13 protein-coding genes are annotated in these 16,605 nt (G+C 45.9%); 11 read left to right on the top strand and 2 right to left on the bottom strand.

All coding sequences use genetic code 11. From position 1 onward, the window contains the following. Positions 1-144 precede the first annotated feature (144 nt). The 10 genes from AACT18_RS14910 (at position 145) to AACT18_RS14865 (ending at position 12,342) form a co-directional block, all read left to right on the top strand. Entirely contained in the window at positions 145-1,842 is a 1,698-nt protein-coding gene (locus AACT18_RS14910; protein WP_094125906.1) for an RluA family pseudouridine synthase, read from the top strand. A 94-nt stretch (positions 1,843-1,936) separates the two neighbouring features. Continuing rightward, a complete protein-coding gene (locus AACT18_RS14905) occupies positions 1,937-3,382 on the top strand; it encodes an ATP-binding protein (protein ID WP_094123578.1) in 1,446 nt (481 codons plus the stop codon). Then, positions 3,379-4,032, top strand: a complete 654-nt coding sequence (locus tag AACT18_RS14900) for a response regulator transcription factor (protein ID WP_064626563.1) — start codon at positions 3,379-3,381, stop codon at positions 4,030-4,032. The genes AACT18_RS14905 and AACT18_RS14900 overlap by 4 nt, the downstream gene beginning before the upstream one ends. Beyond that, positions 4,025-4,855, top strand: a complete 831-nt coding sequence (locus AACT18_RS14895) for a DUF2861 family protein (protein ID WP_094125899.1) — start codon at positions 4,025-4,027, stop codon at positions 4,853-4,855. Before AACT18_RS14900 ends, AACT18_RS14895 begins: the two co-directional genes overlap by 8 nt. 75 nt (positions 4,856-4,930) lie before the next feature. Further along, on the top strand, positions 4,931-7,228 hold the full coding sequence (locus tag AACT18_RS14890; RefSeq protein WP_094125900.1) for a glycoside hydrolase: 2,298 nt from the start codon (positions 4,931-4,933) through the stop codon (positions 7,226-7,228). Positions 7,229-7,401: 173 nt separating this feature from the next. Then, the gene (locus tag AACT18_RS14885) at positions 7,402-7,998 is read left to right on the top strand and encodes a TetR/AcrR family transcriptional regulator (RefSeq protein ID WP_038169460.1); all 597 of its coding nucleotides are present in this window, start codon (positions 7,402-7,404) and stop codon (positions 7,996-7,998) included. Positions 7,999-8,081: 83 nt separating this feature from the next. Continuing rightward, a complete protein-coding gene (locus AACT18_RS14880) occupies positions 8,082-9,113 on the top strand; it encodes an NADP-dependent oxidoreductase (protein ID WP_047687590.1) in 1,032 nt (343 codons plus the stop codon). Between the two features lie 13 nt (positions 9,114-9,126). Next, entirely contained in the window at positions 9,127-9,741 is a 615-nt protein-coding gene (locus tag AACT18_RS14875; RefSeq protein ID WP_010319179.1) for a glutathione S-transferase family protein, read from the top strand. Between the two features lie 145 nt (positions 9,742-9,886). Next, positions 9,887-11,440 carry a YjjI family glycine radical enzyme gene (locus tag AACT18_RS14870; RefSeq protein WP_094125902.1) on the top strand — a complete coding sequence of 518 codons (1,554 nt, stop codon included), beginning with the start codon at positions 9,887-9,889 and terminating at the stop codon, positions 11,438-11,440. 20 nt (positions 11,441-11,460) lie between these two features. Further along, the gene (locus tag AACT18_RS14865; RefSeq protein WP_094125903.1) at positions 11,461-12,342 is read left to right on the top strand and encodes a YjjW family glycine radical enzyme activase; all 882 of its coding nucleotides are present in this window, start codon (positions 11,461-11,463) and stop codon (positions 12,340-12,342) included. Between the two features lie 253 nt (positions 12,343-12,595). Here the strand turns inward: AACT18_RS14865 and AACT18_RS14860 are convergent, their stop codons facing one another. Then, on the bottom strand, positions 12,596-14,332 hold the full coding sequence (locus tag AACT18_RS14860) for a SulP family inorganic anion transporter (protein WP_094125904.1): 1,737 nt from the start codon (positions 14,330-14,332) through the stop codon (positions 12,596-12,598). A 219-nt stretch (positions 14,333-14,551) separates the two neighbouring features. On the opposite strand from AACT18_RS14860, the gene AACT18_RS14855 reads away from it, so the two are divergent. After that, complete coding sequence (locus AACT18_RS14855; RefSeq protein ID WP_094125905.1) at positions 14,552-15,208, top strand: HAD family hydrolase; 657 nt, start codon at positions 14,552-14,554, stop codon at positions 15,206-15,208. A gap of 129 nt (positions 15,209-15,337) precedes the next feature. Here the strand turns inward: AACT18_RS14855 and AACT18_RS14850 are convergent, their stop codons facing one another. Next, positions 15,338-16,573 (bottom strand): RidA family protein, encoded by a 1,236-nt coding sequence (locus AACT18_RS14850; RefSeq protein ID WP_094143584.1) that lies wholly within the window; start codon positions 16,571-16,573, stop codon positions 15,338-15,340. Positions 16,574-16,605: the final 32 nt, after the last annotated feature.

Raw genomic sequence — 16,605 nt, 5'->3', positions numbered from 1 at the left:
TCACTAGGCTATATTAATGATATTAATAAGCTAGTTACATTAATTAATCGTGTCATCATCGACGTTCAACCAGAAACTGGCATTTCTAGGTCAAATCAGTACAATTCTGCGTTCTCCACCACCATCCACTGCGAGCCAGAGAAAATGCCAGCACCAGCGCCCTGTTTTACTGCCTTTAAAAAACCTATTGAAGGCTACTCTCTGCCTGAGCGCTTTACTTTCCCATTTTGTTACGAGCCGCATCCGCTTTGCGAATTAGCGGCAAGCCAGCTGCAACAACACCTGCTGAACCAGCAGAATTGGCAACATAATTTTGGGCTCGATAATCACGGCGTGCTAAACCAGCATCCGGAAGCTATCGGGAAAATGTTTGGTGTTTTAGTGGTGCGTAAACAAAGTGGAGAGCTAGGGTACCTGTCTGCATTCTCGGGGAAGTTAGCTGAGCAAAACCTGCTGCCGCATTTTGTGCCGCCTATATTTGACATGCTCACTAACGATGGTTTTTTCTTGGAAGGCAGCGTGCCGATCAATCAAATTAATCAGCAAGTTGAACAATTGGAGTGCGATCCACAGCGTGCGCTACTTCAGCAGCAATGGACCACCGCCCATCAGCAGGCGCAAGATGAATTAGAAGCGCATCGCCAGCTGATGATTCAAGGTCGTGAACAGCGTAAACAGCAACGCATCCTTGCCGAGCAATCAAATGATGCCCAACAATTGCGCGAAACCTTGGATTGTCTCGCCAAACAAAGTGTGGCTGAAAAAACGTCCCTCAAACAATTAAAGCGCAAGTGGGACGTCAACCTCAACGAACTACAAGCGCAAATAGACGCATTTCAAGAACAAATTGATGCGTTAAAAGAGCAGCGTAAAAATCTCTCTAATGCGTTGCAGCAACGACTTTTTTCTCACTATCGATTTCTCAATCAATACGGCACTGAAAAATCTCTGGGGGAGATTTTCCGTCTTACGGCTAACCCTGTTCCACCAGCAGGGTCTGGAGAATGCGCCGCACCAAAATTGCTGCACTACGCGTTTCAACATCAGATGACACCGATTTCACTCGCCGAATTCTGGTGGGGAGCGTCACCAAAATCTGAAATTCGTCAACACAAGAAATTCTATCCTGCTTGTCAAAACAAGTGCCAACCGATTTTGGCTCACATGCTTGATGGGCTGAAGCTCGATGATAACCCGCTATTGCATAACCCAGCGCAAGGCAAAGAGATCGACATCATCTATCAGGATGAAGCCATTGTTGTCGTCAACAAACCTGCCGAGTTTCTATCCGTTCCCGGAGTCAACATTCAGGACTCTGTTTATACTCGTCTGCAACAAACGTTTAGCTCAGATGAAGGGCTTTTTGTGATCCACCGCCTCGATATGTCTACTTCAGGTTTATTGGTGTTTGCTCTCACCCGCCGAGCCAATAAAAGCCTGCAGAAGCAATTTATTACTCGCGGCGTTGAAAAACGCTATCTTGCCTTACTCGCTGGTGAATTACAGCAATCGCATGGTGACATTCGCTTACCGCTGCGGGGCGATTTAGATGACAGGCCGCGTCAATTGGTCTGTTTTGAACATGGCAAACCCGCTGACACTCACTGGCAATTAATTGAATGCCGAGATGGATTCAGTAAAGTCTACCTCTACCCCAAAACAGGACGAACCCACCAATTGCGCGTGCATTGCGCTCATGTGGAAGGACTCAACCTGCCCATCGTTGGCGACGATCTTTATGGCACGAAAGGAGCGCGTTTACATCTACATGCTGAGTCGCTGAGCTTTGATCACCCTTATACCAAGCAAAGGATGACATTCACGGTGGATGCCGAGTTTTGATCGACCATTCCGCTTTAGTGACATTGAGGTGACAAATCCTGACTTAGCACAGCTATAATTTCGTGAATGCGAACCTTTTTCTAAGTGCTTAACGTTGAGAACACGGCTGCTGTACCTTTTGATCACACTCACCGCAGTGCTAGGACAATCAAACCTAGCACACGGGCAAGAGCAAACGCTGCAAGATCGTTGGCAGCATTTTCTACGCCAAGCCGAATCGCTATCGGCTGCGCGAGCCTTGCCATTGCAAAGTATTAACTCATACCCTATCGATCTTCTGCTCAGCGCCAGCGCCTATCCTGATTTTTCCCGTTATTCATGGCAAACCATAACCGAGCTCAAAGCGATAGCCTCACAGTGCGCACTGTCGCCCGGTTTATCAAAAACCTTGGCATCACGCCCTGAATTGCAAAAAGCAGCGTCGTTTGAACTCGCTTTATGCCAAGGCGATGAATTGCCCATCCGTTGGTTTAAGACTGCTCCGTTTCTGCATCCTGCAGGCGGGAGCTACGCAGAGCGATACTTAGCTTTTTCTACTCATAACATAACGGCCGAGCAAAACGCCGAGCTACAGCCCTACACGACTCTCTCTAACCCTCAGCATCCGCTGTACACCTTTTTTACCGATTTAGAAACGGCAGGGCGAGATGCCTTGGTCAGCGGTTATCGCGCTTATATTGACCGTCAACAACGGCTATGGATCAGTGGCGATTTCGGTATTCGCGTACTGAGCGCATTGCAATGGAAAAAAGTCGCGCTCGATCAGCAATTGGTATTGTCGGCCATCACAGCGGCTACTCAAAGTTGCCAATTACGCTACAGTAATCTGTGTGTCTCTAGCCAAGAAAAACCCAATATCTCACTGTGGTTATCAGTCATATTACTGCTGTTGCTCGCAGCAACGCTGAGTAGGACGCTCTGGTTACGCCGCCAACAAGCCAAAGAAAAACGCTTTATTTTACAGTTGCTGACGCATGAACTACGCACCCCTATCACCAGTCTTGGCTTGACCGTTGAGCAGTTTCGCCAGCAATTTGATACTCTGCCAGAGCTGGCCCAAGATACATTCGGCCGCTTACTGGCCGATCACCAACGTTTAGCTCAGCTTGCTCAGACCAGTAAAGGATTTTTGAGTAGCGACCCAAATGAGCCGTTTCAATGTCAAACCGCTTATCTCTCAGATTGGTTAGATCACTGCGTAGCGAAACACGAACTCAGCTATGAACTGACACAAGATATCGAGCTCACACTGCCGTATTACTGGCTTGGGATCTGTTTGGATAACTTGATCCGTAATGCCAAGCAACATGGTCAAGGGACAATCTCAATAACGGCCAGCGTGACGGACACTCAACTGAGGCTTTGCGTTAGCGATGAAGGCGAGTTTCCCTCTCGTCTAAAACGGCTATTTTCCCGTTCTCGCACGGCTTCCAATATGGGGATTGGGCTCCGTCTTGTGAGCCATTTGATGCTTAAAATGGGCGGCAAACTGACGTGTAAAGCCCACCCCACTCGCTGCCAATTGGAATTACCATTATGAACACACTGTTATTGGTCGAAGATGATCCCCTACTCGGGCAAGGTTTGCATGATTACTTGCTACAGCAAGGTTTTGATTGTTTGTGGGTACAGCAGCTCTCACAAGTCAAAAAAGCATGGTTTCGCGCCGATTTGGTGATTTTAGATAGACAACTGGCTCAAGGAGACAGCTTGGATCATCTGCCTCAATGGCTAATGGCCAAAGCCGTGCCAGTGATCATCCTGACGGCCAAAATCGAGGTTGAGCAAAAAATAGCAGGTCTAATGGCGGGGGCGAAAGACTACGTCACCAAGCCATTTTCGCAACAAGAATTACTGGCGCGAATTCAAGCGCAACTGCGACCATTAGGAGAAAGCTTGCTTTCCTACGCTGACATTGCCATTGATCTCTCAAAGCGCAGCGTTACCTTAGGTGAGCAGTTGATGATGCTAAAACCGAAACAGTTTCAGCTATTACTGCTGCTGGTTCAAAATCAAGGACGTGTTTTTCACCGTGATGAACTACTCAATAAAGTGTGGGGCTACCAGGCCTTTCCCTCAACTCGAACCGTCGATAATCATGTTTTACAGCTGAGGCAGCAGTTACCCTCACTCAATATCGAAACCGTTCGTGGCGTTGGGTATCGTTTAGTCGAGGTGTCCAATGCGTAACCTTTGGCTGTTTGTACTGTTCGTCGTTAGTCCAAGCCACGCCGTGAGTGATGATTGGTTTATGGCCACACCACTGCAATCAACCTATCGCGCTTTAGCGAACCATCAGCCACAGCTTGCCTGGCAAGAGTTGATCCTCGCACTCAATAACCAAACCATTGCCACGCAACACTGGGCAAGCGTCAAGCATGCCATTATTGAACAAACCCAATGTGGCCAACAGCTCTTAAGCGATGTGGTACCAAATGCGGCGCTGATCAAAATCTCGATACAAAAAAAAACCAACGTGATGCAGCAAGGTTACCAGTTCAAATTATCAATGGAAGGAGCAGAGCTGCCTAGCCAGGTTGAACTTCTTGGCCCTGACAATGGCTTGCTCATCTCACAGAGCCAAGTAACGTCATCCGCCCCTTATATAGAATTAGAAAGCCCAGAACTGCTCTTTGCTCCGCAAGATGGCGTTTATCGACTGACACTCGACAAACAACACTATTGGTTAGTTCTTACCATGCCTTTTGGCTCCACATGGTTGCAATCCGCCTCTCCCAACGGTGGCTACCCACTAGCACTTGAGTCCCCCACAGTATTGACAAACTGCCCCCCAACAAGCCTTGCTTGGCAATGGTTTGACGACCAATTTCAGTTAATCAAGCAGCAAGATATGATGGTAGCTATGAGTAATACTCAGCAATTATTAAATAAACCAAGCTCATCCCCCAGCTCGGCTAAATGGCTCAGTACTCTGATCAAAACTGTCGAATATCAAGGAGCAATCAAAGTGGAATATGTACAACGTTTGACTCTGCCAAATCAGGCTCAATGAAGACATCAGGGTGACAATTGAGTTGTCGATTTCTTATGTAATCAACACACCGAGACACACTGGAAATGACAAACCATGTATAAACCACTTTGTTCTTTATTGATCACTTGTACGCCACTTTTGGCGTTGGCTAGCCAATCACAACCGGCGTCAATTACACTGCATAATCAAAACCAAACCGTGCAAATAGAGCCACAAAATTTTGCTATTGATTGGCAGCAAAATGCCCAGCTAACCATTAACCAAGGCCAGCTAACCGTTAACGGCCAGCCACAGCAAGTCAGCCAACTGCAACAAGATAATCAACATCACGCCTCTTGGCTGCTTGTTCCTAGCCAGTTGAAGGTTGAGGCCAATTTACAACAAACATTGAAGCTGTCGATTACCGCGAGCGCTGAGAGTAAGATCTCTCGTGCTAAACCGTTAACCGTGCAGTGGTTTGAACTGCCTGAGCAGCAAAGCAAAACGCTCATTCTTCCTTTTAGTGAAGGAATGCGGATTCCAACCGATAACCCACAGTGGGTGAACTACCTCATAGCGGAACGCTCTGCCAGCAATACCACCCAAGATCTCAAAATGCCATTTTGGAGTGTGGAAGCTGGCAATGAGCAGTATGTGAGCTACCAACTCAATACCGCCACCAACAACAAACTCAATTTTAGCGCCAAGCAAAACAAGCTAGACATGCAAGCCACGCACGCTTTCACTGTGCTCAACAAAGATGAGCCTTTTGAGGTGGAAATCTCCCTTGGCAACTCACCACTAGATGGTGCCAAACGCTACCGTCAGTGGCGAAAAGAGAATGGGCTATCACAAACACTCGAACAAAAAGCGCAGCAAAACCCAGCCATAAAACAGCTTATCGGCGCAAGCCATGTTTACTTGTTTGGCCAAGACTTAGTGTCCACACAAGATGTGACTGATTTCTGGGCACTTAAAGAATGGTATTTTAAGCAGCCCCAGTGGGTAGCATCAAACGAAGCGCTCAAAGAGCTTAAGCCACTCGTTAAAGGAAAAGATTTTTTCAACAACTACAACAAGCGGTTGTTGATTGACGAAGTGAACCGCTCGCTCAATGCTTGGATAAAAGAGCAACCTTCAACCCAAGAAGCAGGGATAGCTAGCCAATACCAAGCCGCTCAGGCACGAAAAGCATGGCTCGCAGAGCAGAAACTACCGTTTTTACGTGATGCCAGCACTTGGGGACAAGGGCTATCGACATCCATGATTGACGCACTCAGCTCAGCTGGTTTGCAGCACCTCTGGCTAGGTTTGGATAATTGGATGCCCGCCTTTTACCAGCCACAAGTGGTTGATCAAGCAAAACAGGCTGGCTACTTAGTTGGGGTGTACGACTCCTACAATACCGCCATAGCAAAAGGCATCAACGATGGTTGGCTTACCGCGCAGCTACCGGATGCAATGCGCAAGCAATGTGCGATAGAAAACGCCGACGGCAAAAAACAAAAAGGGTTTCGTGGCAACGGCTTTTATCTCAACCCTGCCTGCCAATTAGGCTTTGTGCAGCAACGCATTGAGGCAATTTTAAAATATGGCCGCTTTAACAGCCTGTTTCTTGATGTAGATGGGACCGGAATGGCCCGTGAAGATTACTCATACCAAGAGGGCCAAGGAATGAAAGAAAGCGCGATGCTGGAGGCATTTAATCAACGCATGCGCTGGATAGCCAATGAACAGAATGTGGTTCTCGGCTCTGAAGATGGTAACAGCCTGACGACACAAGGGCTCTCTTTTGCTCATGGTTTAGAAACGGTAGGATTTGGCTGGACAGATCCTGATATGAAAACTAACCGCCAATCGCCTTACTTTCTTGGAGCATGGTTCCCAACAACGAGCCCAGATTTTTTCTTTAAACCCGCGCAAGTCAAAGAGCCGTACAAAACACTGTTATTTGCACCGCAATACCGTATCCCTCTCTATCAGACCGTGTTCCATGATGAGGTGATCAACAGTCACCACTGGCACAACGACAGCGTGAAGTTTTCCAACGTGCAAGCGGAGCGAGATTTAATCGCCATGCTGTATAACACCCCAGCGATGATTCACCTTAGCCGTGATGAAGCGACGCCTAACAGCGCACGAGTCAACGCATTACGCCGCTATCAACAAGGGTTTGCACCAATCCATGAAGTAGTGTGGAACCAACCTTTAGTCGATTTTAAATGGCTTGATGAACAAGGGATGGTACAACAAACAACCTTTGGTGATGGCAGTAAAATTACCGCCAATTTCTCTACGCAGCCATATAAAAAAGAGGATAAGGAAATTGTTCCAGCCTTGACTATTCAAGCTGAACTCAGCAATGGGCAAAACCTCATTTGGCCATCGGATACGCTAAAGACAGAAAAATAGTCTCATCGCTCACTCATTAAAAGATAAATAAATCATTAAAAGATAAATAATAGTGCGACACTTCAAGGAGGAAGCGTCCATTTCTGTCATTCAGCAACCATAGCCAGTAGCACAAAGACAATATGGGCAAACAAAACTAGACGACTGGTCTAATTTCAATTATAGTGCCGCCCATGAATACAAAAACCCATGATACTCGCCAACACATCCTTGAGGTCGGTTACCAACTTGTCGTAACCAAAGGCTTCACCAGCGTAGGCTTGTCTGAATTATTAAAAACCGCTGATGTGCCCAAAGGCTCTTTCTATCACTACTTTAAGTCAAAAGAGCAATTTGGCGAGGCACTGATTACGGACTATTTTCAGCACTATTTAGTACGGATTAATGCCCTTTTTAACCAAGAAGAAGGAAACGCCTACCAACACTTGATGCATTATTGGCAATGTTGGTATGAGCAGAGCAATGGCTTATGTAACGCACAGCGCTGCTTGGTGGTGAAATTAAGCGCTGAAGTTTCAGACTTGTCTGATGCGATGCGTATTGCTTTACTTAAAGGTGCAGATAGCATTATTGAGGCGGTCGGAAAATGTATCCAGCAAGGGATCGACGACGGCTCCATTCACGTACAACACAGCCAGCAAACCGCAGAATTGCTTTATAACCTTTGGCTCGGCGCAAGTTTGCTCAGTAAACTGCGTCAAGATAACCAAGGACTTGCACAAGCGCTTACGAGCACCGAACACATTTTGCAAGGCCAGTGCCCTAGTTAAGATTCACCCGCTATTTCGATAGCGGTTTTTTTGAAACCCAAACTAGACGACTGGTCTAATTTAAAGTAATAAAGGACTCTCCAATGACTGAACAAACTAACCGCCGCATTGTACTCGCTTCACGCCCTGTCGGTGCACCAACGCCGGCCAACTTTCGCTTAGAACATGCGCCTAAACCAACACCGGCCGCTGGTGAAGTACTGCTGCGTAGTGTTTATCTTTCACTTGACCCCTACATGCGCGGCCGCATGAGTGACGCTAAATCGTACGCCGATCCTGTCGCAATTGATGATGTCATGGTAGGCGGGACCGTGTGCCAAGTGGAAGTATCAAACCACCCAAAATTTGAGCAAGGTGAGTGGGTACTCGCTTATACCGGATGGCAGGATTACGCTATTTCTAACGGCGAAGGTTTACTCAAACTCGGTAAAAATCCAACCTCACCCTCATACGCACTAGGCATTATGGGAATGCCCGGTTTTACCGCTTATATGGGTTTGCTAGACATTGGCCAACCGAAGCAAGGTGAAACTGTGGTAGTCGCCGCAGCTACTGGCCCAGTAGGGGCAACGGTTGGTCAAATTGCTAAAATCAAAGGCTGCCATGTGGTGGGCATTGCTGGCGGTGAAGAAAAATGTCGTTACGCTAAAGAAGTATTAGGTTTTGATGAATGTATTGATCACAAAGCTGACGATTTTGCAGAGCAATTGGCTAAAACATGTGCTCAAGGGATTGACGTTTACTACGAAAATGTCGGTGGCAAAGTCTTTGATGCGGTTTTACCTCTGCTTAACACAGCAGCGCGAGTTCCGCTGTGTGGCTTGATTTCTCAATACAATGCAACGTCGCTGCCTGAAGGACCTGATCGTCTCTCTATGCTGATGGGCACCTTGCTTACCAAACGAATCCGCATGCAAGGTTTCATTATTTTTGATGACTACGGCCATCGCTATAACGAATTTGCTACTGACATGACTCAATGGCTAAGCGAAGGGAAAGTGAAATACCGCGAGCAACTGATTGACGGTTTAGAAAACGCACCACAAGCCTTTATTGGTCTATTGGAAGGCAAAAACTTTGGCAAACTGGTTATCCAAATCAACCAACCACTTTAATAAGGACCGCATAATGATCAAACTTCACCATCTAAATAAATCACGCTCTAAGCGCATTATCTGGTTACTTGAAGAGCTAGGGGTTGAGTATCAAGTAGTTCCATATCAACGTGATAGTGTGACCTTTCTGGCACCGCCCGAACTAAAAAGCGTGCATCCGTTAGGTAAGTCACCTGTGATTGAAGACAATGGTTTGGTGATTGCTGAATCTGGCGCCATTACCGATTACCTGATAGAAAAATACGGCCAACACTTTGCGCCTCAGCGTGGCAGCGTGGAATATGTGCAATACCAGCAATGGCTCCACTTTGCAGAAAGCTCTGCCATATTGCCGCTGCTATTAAAGATGTTTGTTGCCAAAGATGGCTGCCAAACCAATTTCCTTGGTGGCTATGCAGAAAGCGAAACGGCCAAAGTGATGAGTTATTTTGACCAGTGTTTAGCGGGTAAACGCTACTTAGTGGCCGACCAACTCACTGGCGCTGATTTCATGATGTCATTCATTGCTGAAATATTGCTGACCAACGGAGCGATTACTCACTTCCCGAATATTGAACGTTACTTAGAGCAGCTCGCCACTCACCCTGCTTATCTAAAATCGAACCAAATCGAAGCGCAATACGCCTAACCTTAGGTTCCTGATGACGCCACTTCGACGATAACGAAGTGGCGTTTTTATTTCCATTATGGAAATGACCACTTGATGTATTATCAATAGTGAAAAGTAACCAAGCACATTAGGATTAAACCACAATAATATAAGGGTTTAATTTATGGACCATTCACTCGATACACAGCAACGCTTCCAAGCCATCGTCACTGACACACACCTCTCGCCTAAACAAAAGTCACACTTCCTTGCGCTAGAGGCCGAAGCAAGCTTGCCCTATCTGAAACTCTCTCCTGAGTTGGCTCGTGCAATGGAACAAGGCATTATCTGCGATATTTTTGAGGGCCATGCACCTTTTAAACCACGTTACGTGTTGCCTGACTACGCAAAATTTTTAGCACAAGGCAGTGAGTATTTAGAGCTTTCGCCTGCCAGTAATTTTGATGAAGCACTCAATATGCTGACCATTTTGTACCATCACGTGCCTTCAGTGACCTCTATTCCTGTCTATTTGGGGCAATTGGATAGCGTGTTATTACCCTATGTGGGCGAACTGAGCGAAGTGGCGATTTATCAAAAATTGAAGCTGTTTTGGATCATGCTTGATCGCACTCTTCCCGATGCTTTCATGCACGCCAACATCGGCCCGAGCGACAATATTATTTGTCGTACTATTTTACGTGTCGATGCTGAACTGAAACAGATCGCTCCCAACCTTACCTTCATGTATGACCCTTCTATCACTCCTGACGATTTACTGCGCCAAGCGACCGATAATATCTGTCAATGCAGTAAACCGCACATCGCCAACTATCCGATTCATACCACCGCCTATGGCGAGCAAGGTTTTGGTATCGTCAGTTGCTACAACTCGCTTCCTTTAGCGGGTGGCTGCAATACTTTGGTCAGAATGAATTTAAAAGAGGCCGCGAAAAAAGCCAGTGACCGCCAAACATTTTTAGATCAGATTCTACCCACTTACAGCCAATATATGATTGAGCTGATGGATGTTCGAGCTGCTCATCTGCACCAACAATCTCATTTTTTTGAAGGTTTTCTGACTCAAGAAGGGTTGATTGAAGAATCCCGTTTCGCACCGATGTTTGGCATTTATGGCATGGCTGAAGCCGTTAATCTATTACTGGAAAAGGAGCAGAGTAACGCTCGTTATGGCCATGATGATATCGCCAACCAATTAGGCATCGCCATTTCCGCCAAGCTGGCCGACATTGTACAAAACTCACCAGTCAAATATGGCTTCAACGGCCGTGCTTTACTGCACGCGCAAGGTGGTATTAGCCTTGATCTTGATGTCACTCCGGGCGTGCGCATCCCTTATGGCACCGAACCCAACCCGATTGAATATGTACAAGCAACGGCTGGACATCATCAATATTACACCTCTGGTATCAGCGATATTTTAACTCTGGATGAAACCATAAAGGCCAACCCAGAGGCGATGTTCAACCTATGTAAAGGAGCCCTCCACTCTGGCTATCGCGAATTTACGGCCAACGTGGCTTCGAACGATTTAGTTCGCATTACGGGTTACATGGTGAAATTGTCTGAAATAGCGCAATTTGAGCAGCGCGGATCACGCACCAACACCACATTTCTTGGGGCAGAAGCGGCCAAAAACACGGCCGTACTCAAGCGAAAAGCACGCGTGGTTAGCCATGAAATGCAACCGGCTTATCAACCAAACTCTGTCAGCTAAACTAATGGTCAGCTAAACTAATGGTGAGTGGAAAACAGCCGATCCGAGCAAAAGTCAGCCGAGTGCTGACTTTCTCCTGCGTTGATGGCCCGGGCAACCGACTGGTCATTTTTATGCAAGGTTGCAACTTCAATTGCTTGTCTTGCCATAACCCACATACGATCCATCACTGTCACCATTGCGGTGATTGTGTCGCAACCTGCCCATCGCAAGCACTGCGCCTCAATGCTGACCAGCAAGTCGAATGGCTAGCGGAGAAATGCACTCACTGCGATCGCTGTATTGAGCACTGCATGCACCAATCAAACCCCAAAATTCATCACTACAGTGTTGAACAACTCGTGGAACTTATCCGCCGAAATCATTATTTCTTAGCCGGTATTACCATTTCAGGGGGGGAAGCGACACTACAGCTTCCGTTTATCATCGCTCTTTTCAAAGCCATCAAACACGATGAAGAATTGAAACATCTCAGCTGTTTTATTGATAGTAATGGCTCACTATCAGAATCGGGATGGGACAAAATCTCGCCCTATTTGGATGGCGCGATGATCGATTTAAAAGCTTGGCAAGAGGAGACGCATCGGTGGCTAACCGGACGCAGTAACCATAGAGTGATACGCACTATTTTCCACCTCGCTACACTGAATAAACTGCACGAAGTGCGACTGCTGCATATACCGGACAAAAGTGATTTAGAGACTGAAATTACCGAAGTGGCGCATCTGATTAACCAGCTGCCTGCGAACATCAGCATTCGGCTCAACGCCTTCCAACATCACGGTGTGGTCGGCAAGGCCTTAACTTGGCAGCCATGCAGTGAAGGTGCAATGCTGCAGTTTCATCGAAAACTGGCCGCTCAAGTACAGCGAACTGTTTACCTGCCGACACGCTACACCTAGCGTCGAAAACCACCATATCCATAGGCTACCTATATTAGATTAATAACCCGTACCATTTTGCCTAATGCATAACGCTCACCTATGCTTATCCAAACAGGCACCAACCGTTTAACAAAAGGCCGAGCACTCGCTCTCATCACGTAAAAAGGAAAGCATCATGATTGAATGGGATTTCTTACATCTTTTCGATACTCAAGAGCTCTTTATCTTTTATTAACGAGAATCAATATTATTAACGAGAGCTAACCTCATTTTAAATAGTAGCCGCAATTTCACCTTCAATATCCTTTTGCGGCTCTTTTTGTACTGGCGGAACCTGTCCTTCTTCTACAGCGTGTTGGTAACATCCACTCAGCTTAATGGCTAAATACATGTCTGCACGAATCACCACGCCGCCATCACCCGTTGAAATTCCAGCGATTTCACACCATTTTCTCAAACTGCGTTTACGCCCCGCTAGCACTAAACGAATGCCTCGTTTTTTCAGAATGCTTTGCACGTCCGATAACATCGCCATGACGCTTAAATCTAAATGGGTAAAACTCGACACCGCATCAATAATCACACACCCCACACTCATGCCCGCCGATTCAGTGTGAAATAAAATACGACGTTTAAAGTAAGGCGCATTGAAATAAGTCAGCGGAGAGTTGAAACGATAAATCACCAAACCCGGTATTGGTTTCGCCTTCGCTGACGTATCAATCGTGCGAATCGTGCCTTTATCATCCAAACCCAATGTTTGATCACTTGGCCGCATCACGGTGCGTAAGAACTGGAACAGACCCAGTAATACCGCAAGAGTGATGCCGGGGATAACGCCAATAACCAATACAGCGATGAAGGTTAAGCTTGCCAAATAAAAGGCGTCTTTATCACGCTTGTGTAAACTCCAAATCCCTTTCAGATCCAACAACGAGATAGACGCGATAATCAACACCACCCCCAATGCAGCAATCGGAATGTATTGCAGTGGCTGATATGCCACTATCGCGACAAATCCGATCACAATCGCTGCAATAATCGAAACTAATTGCGATTTTCCTCCGTTAGCGTCATTCACCGCCGTACGTGAATCCGCCCCACTGATGGCAAAACCTTGTGAAAATGCAGAAGCAATATTAGCTAAGCCAAGCGCACGAAACTCTTTGTCGGCGTCAATATCGTAACCATTTTTTGCCGCAAAACTGCGCGCAGTGAGCATCATACTGACAAAGCTCACCATCGCTAAGTTCAGAGCAGGCATCACCAATTCACGGCTCACTCCTAAATCAAATTGAGGCGTTTGAAAGACAGGTAATCCACCTTGAATAATACCAACCACTTTAATACCAAGATTCTCAGCCCCCACAAACCACACCCAACAAGCGGCTACAATAATAGCCAACATTGCTGCTGGCCAATTGGGTCTGACACGCTTACACAGAAAATAAACGATTGTTGTCAGCATACTAATAAATAAGGTTTGCCAGTGTAGGTCAATCAGTAGAGATGGCGCTTCCACGATACGCTCTAGTAGATATTGCTGCTCATATTTCAAGCCAAATACCTTGGCAAATTGGCCCACAATGATGGTTAAAGCAACGCCATTTAATAGCCCAAGTAAAATAGGGCGAGAGAGAAAATCGGCTAAAATACCGAGTTTGAAACGACTGGCCAGCAAACACCATACACCAGTCATTGCCGTCATTGTCATGACCAACTGCCAGTGTTTGAGAGGATCGCCCATCGCCAGCGGTGTCACTACCGCCGCAATCACTGCGCAAGTTGCCGCGTCTGGGCCTAAGATCAACTGCCTAGACGTGCCAAAAATCGCGTAAACCAACATCGGCAATACGCAGGAATATAAGCCGACAATCGCGCTTACTCCAGTGAGCTGCGCGTACGCTATCGCGACAGGCAGTGCAACCGCAACCACAGAAAGCGCCGCACGTACGTCATCCATCAACCAGCGAGTTTCATAGTCTTTCAGTTGGTGTAAACCCGGCATCCACTGTTGTACAAATGCACTATTCAAATTGCTTCCCCCCCCTCTTCTCGCAACAAGGTTTTCACATTAAGCATAACTCATTGCTAACAAACTAGCGCTTATAATTGGCTGATTTTATTGAAGTATGAGAAAAAGAAAAAGTGCAGGAAAAAGATCGCCTCCATAGGTCGACTTATGTGAAAATAGCCCACTCCATTTCACTCGCCTAAAGTTGTACTTATGAAATTTCAAGCTGCCATTTTTGATATGGATGGACTGTTACTCGACACGGAACGTGTCTGCCTTACAATATTCGAACAAGCTTGCCACGTAGTTGGCGTCCCATTTTTAAAAGAGGTTTATCTCTCGGCTATTGGTCGCAATACGGCAGGCATTGAACAAGCACTGCGCGCAGGCTACGGGCCAGAATTAGACTATCCGGTATTGCATACGGAGTGGCGTAAACGTTACGATGCCGTGGTGAAACACCAGGCGATCCCAGTGAAAGAAGGGGTTATCGAGTTATTACAATGGTTAAAAGCCAATCGTATTCCTACTGCCGTCGCAACATCAACCCAAAAAGACGTGGCACAAATTAAGCTGCGCCTTTCAGGCCTTGAGCAATACTTTGACTCGTTCACAACCGGTTGTGAAGTGACACATGGCAAACCCGATCCAGAGATTTATCTACTCGCTGCGCAACGTCTTGGCGCTGAACCGACCCAATGTTTAGCCTTTGAAGATTCTAATAACGGCGTGCGATCCGCCGTGAGTGCGAATATGATCACCTACCAAATTCCTGATCTCGTCGAACCCAGTGAAGAAGTTTTGGCGCTTGGACACCAAGTGGTCCCCTCACTACATCACGTTTTAACGGCCCTGAAAAACAGTAATTGAGCGGTTTTTCATGCGTCGGCTGATTTTGATTACCACAGCCAGGCAGCGTGGTATTGCAATTACAGGTAGCTAACAAGTAAAAAGGGGATATCGTTGATACCCCCTTCTTTAGTCAATAATAAAGATTCGTTAATGTTTAGGTGGCGTACCTTCACAATTAGAAACCACCGCGTCAATTTGTATTAACGCATCCATAGGCAGCTCTGAAACACCAATCACGGTTCTCGCAGGTAGCTCATGGTTAAAGAAGGTTGTGTAAACTTCATTGACAATATTAATGTCATCCATATTTTTTATTTGAATATTGACTTTAACAATATCATCCATAACATGCTCAACACTTTCTACAATATTCTTTATATTTTCTAAACACTGCTTAACTTGTTCTTTTATTCCACCAGCAACAACTTCATTATTTTTTGGAGATAAAGGTAACTGACCTGAAATATGATTATAATGAGAAAAAGCAACAGAGTGGGAATAGTCGACTTCAGGTGCATTCACGGTATTATTTGCTTCAATCACAAGTAAGCGAGCATCTTCAGGAAGCTGTGGCGGTGTACCATCACCATGTGACACAACAACATCAATTTGCACCAATGCATTCATAGGCAAGTCAGCAACACTAACTAGGCTTCGCGCAGGCACATAACTTGGGAAAAATTGCCCACAGACTTCATTGATGGCTTCTGCATCAGATATATTTTTAAGAAATATCGTTGTTTTAACGATATCAGCCATCGTATGACCAATACTTTCTAAAATAGCATTAATATTATTCAAACACTGTTGACTCTGTTCTTTAATACCACCTTGTACTATTTCTCCCGTTTTAGGTTCAATCGGCAATTGAGCCGAGAGGTTATTATAATGAGAGAAGGCCGCGGTTTGAGAGTATAGACCTTGAGGTGCATGTTCAGTATTCCTTGAGACTTTGATGAGCTCACAAGGCGCTTGTGGAGCAGTGCCTTCACCGTTTGAAATAAGAGCATCAATTTGCACTAAAGCATCACTGACAGGTAAAGCCGTGACCGCCGCTATGGTCACTGTAGGAAGCGGCCCCTGAAAAAAAGTGGGGTATACTTTTTTGATGGCATCAATATCTGAAATATTCTTTACAAAAATATTCATTTTGACCACATCATCCATAACGTGACCAATACTTTCTACGATAGACTGTATATTATTCAGACATTGCTTTGTTTGGTAATTTATACAACCAATAACAATTTCACCTGTTTTAGGATCTATCGGTAGTTGTGCTGAAATATTATTATAATGAGAAAAAGCGACAGTTTGTGTAGAGACAGCACATATAGGTGCATTTTCTGTGTTTCTTGAAACCTTTACAATATCGGCAGCCATATCGAAATTTATCCTATTATTAGTAGAAATAC

The sequence above is a fragment of the Vibrio sp. V04_P4A5T148 genome, assembly GCF_963875605.1.
GTDB lineage: Bacteria > Pseudomonadota > Gammaproteobacteria > Enterobacterales > Vibrionaceae > Vibrio > Vibrio anguillarum.
Note: the sequence above shows the minus strand (reverse complement) of the source record. Positions and strands in the feature narration are given on the sequence as shown.

Coding starts and splice junctions, on each gene's coding strand:
- AACT18_RS14875 (WP_010319179.1), top strand. CDS start 9,127: ATGATCAAACTTCACCATCTAAATAAATCACGCTCTAAGCGCATTATC.
- AACT18_RS14885 (WP_038169460.1), top strand. CDS start 7,402: ATGAATACAAAAACCCATGATACTCGCCAACACATCCTTGAGGTCGGT.
- AACT18_RS14900 (WP_064626563.1), top strand. CDS start 3,379: ATGAACACACTGTTATTGGTCGAAGATGATCCCCTACTCGGGCAAGGT.
- AACT18_RS14855 (WP_094125905.1), top strand. CDS start 14,552: ATGAAATTTCAAGCTGCCATTTTTGATATGGATGGACTGTTACTCGAC.
- AACT18_RS14890 (WP_094125900.1), top strand. CDS start 4,931: ATGTATAAACCACTTTGTTCTTTATTGATCACTTGTACGCCACTTTTG.
- AACT18_RS14895 (WP_094125899.1), top strand. CDS start 4,025: ATGCGTAACCTTTGGCTGTTTGTACTGTTCGTCGTTAGTCCAAGCCAC.
- AACT18_RS14910 (WP_094125906.1), top strand. CDS start 145: ATGCCAGCACCAGCGCCCTGTTTTACTGCCTTTAAAAAACCTATTGAA.
- AACT18_RS14870 (WP_094125902.1), top strand. CDS start 9,887: ATGGACCATTCACTCGATACACAGCAACGCTTCCAAGCCATCGTCACT.
- AACT18_RS14880 (WP_047687590.1), top strand. CDS start 8,082: ATGACTGAACAAACTAACCGCCGCATTGTACTCGCTTCACGCCCTGTC.
- AACT18_RS14865 (WP_094125903.1), top strand. CDS start 11,461: ATGGTGAGTGGAAAACAGCCGATCCGAGCAAAAGTCAGCCGAGTGCTG.
- AACT18_RS14850 (WP_094143584.1), bottom strand. CDS start 16,573: ATGGCTGCCGATATTGTAAAGGTTTCAAGAAACACAGAAAATGCACCT.
- AACT18_RS14860 (WP_094125904.1), bottom strand. CDS start 14,332: ATGCCGGGTTTACACCAACTGAAAGACTATGAAACTCGCTGGTTGATG.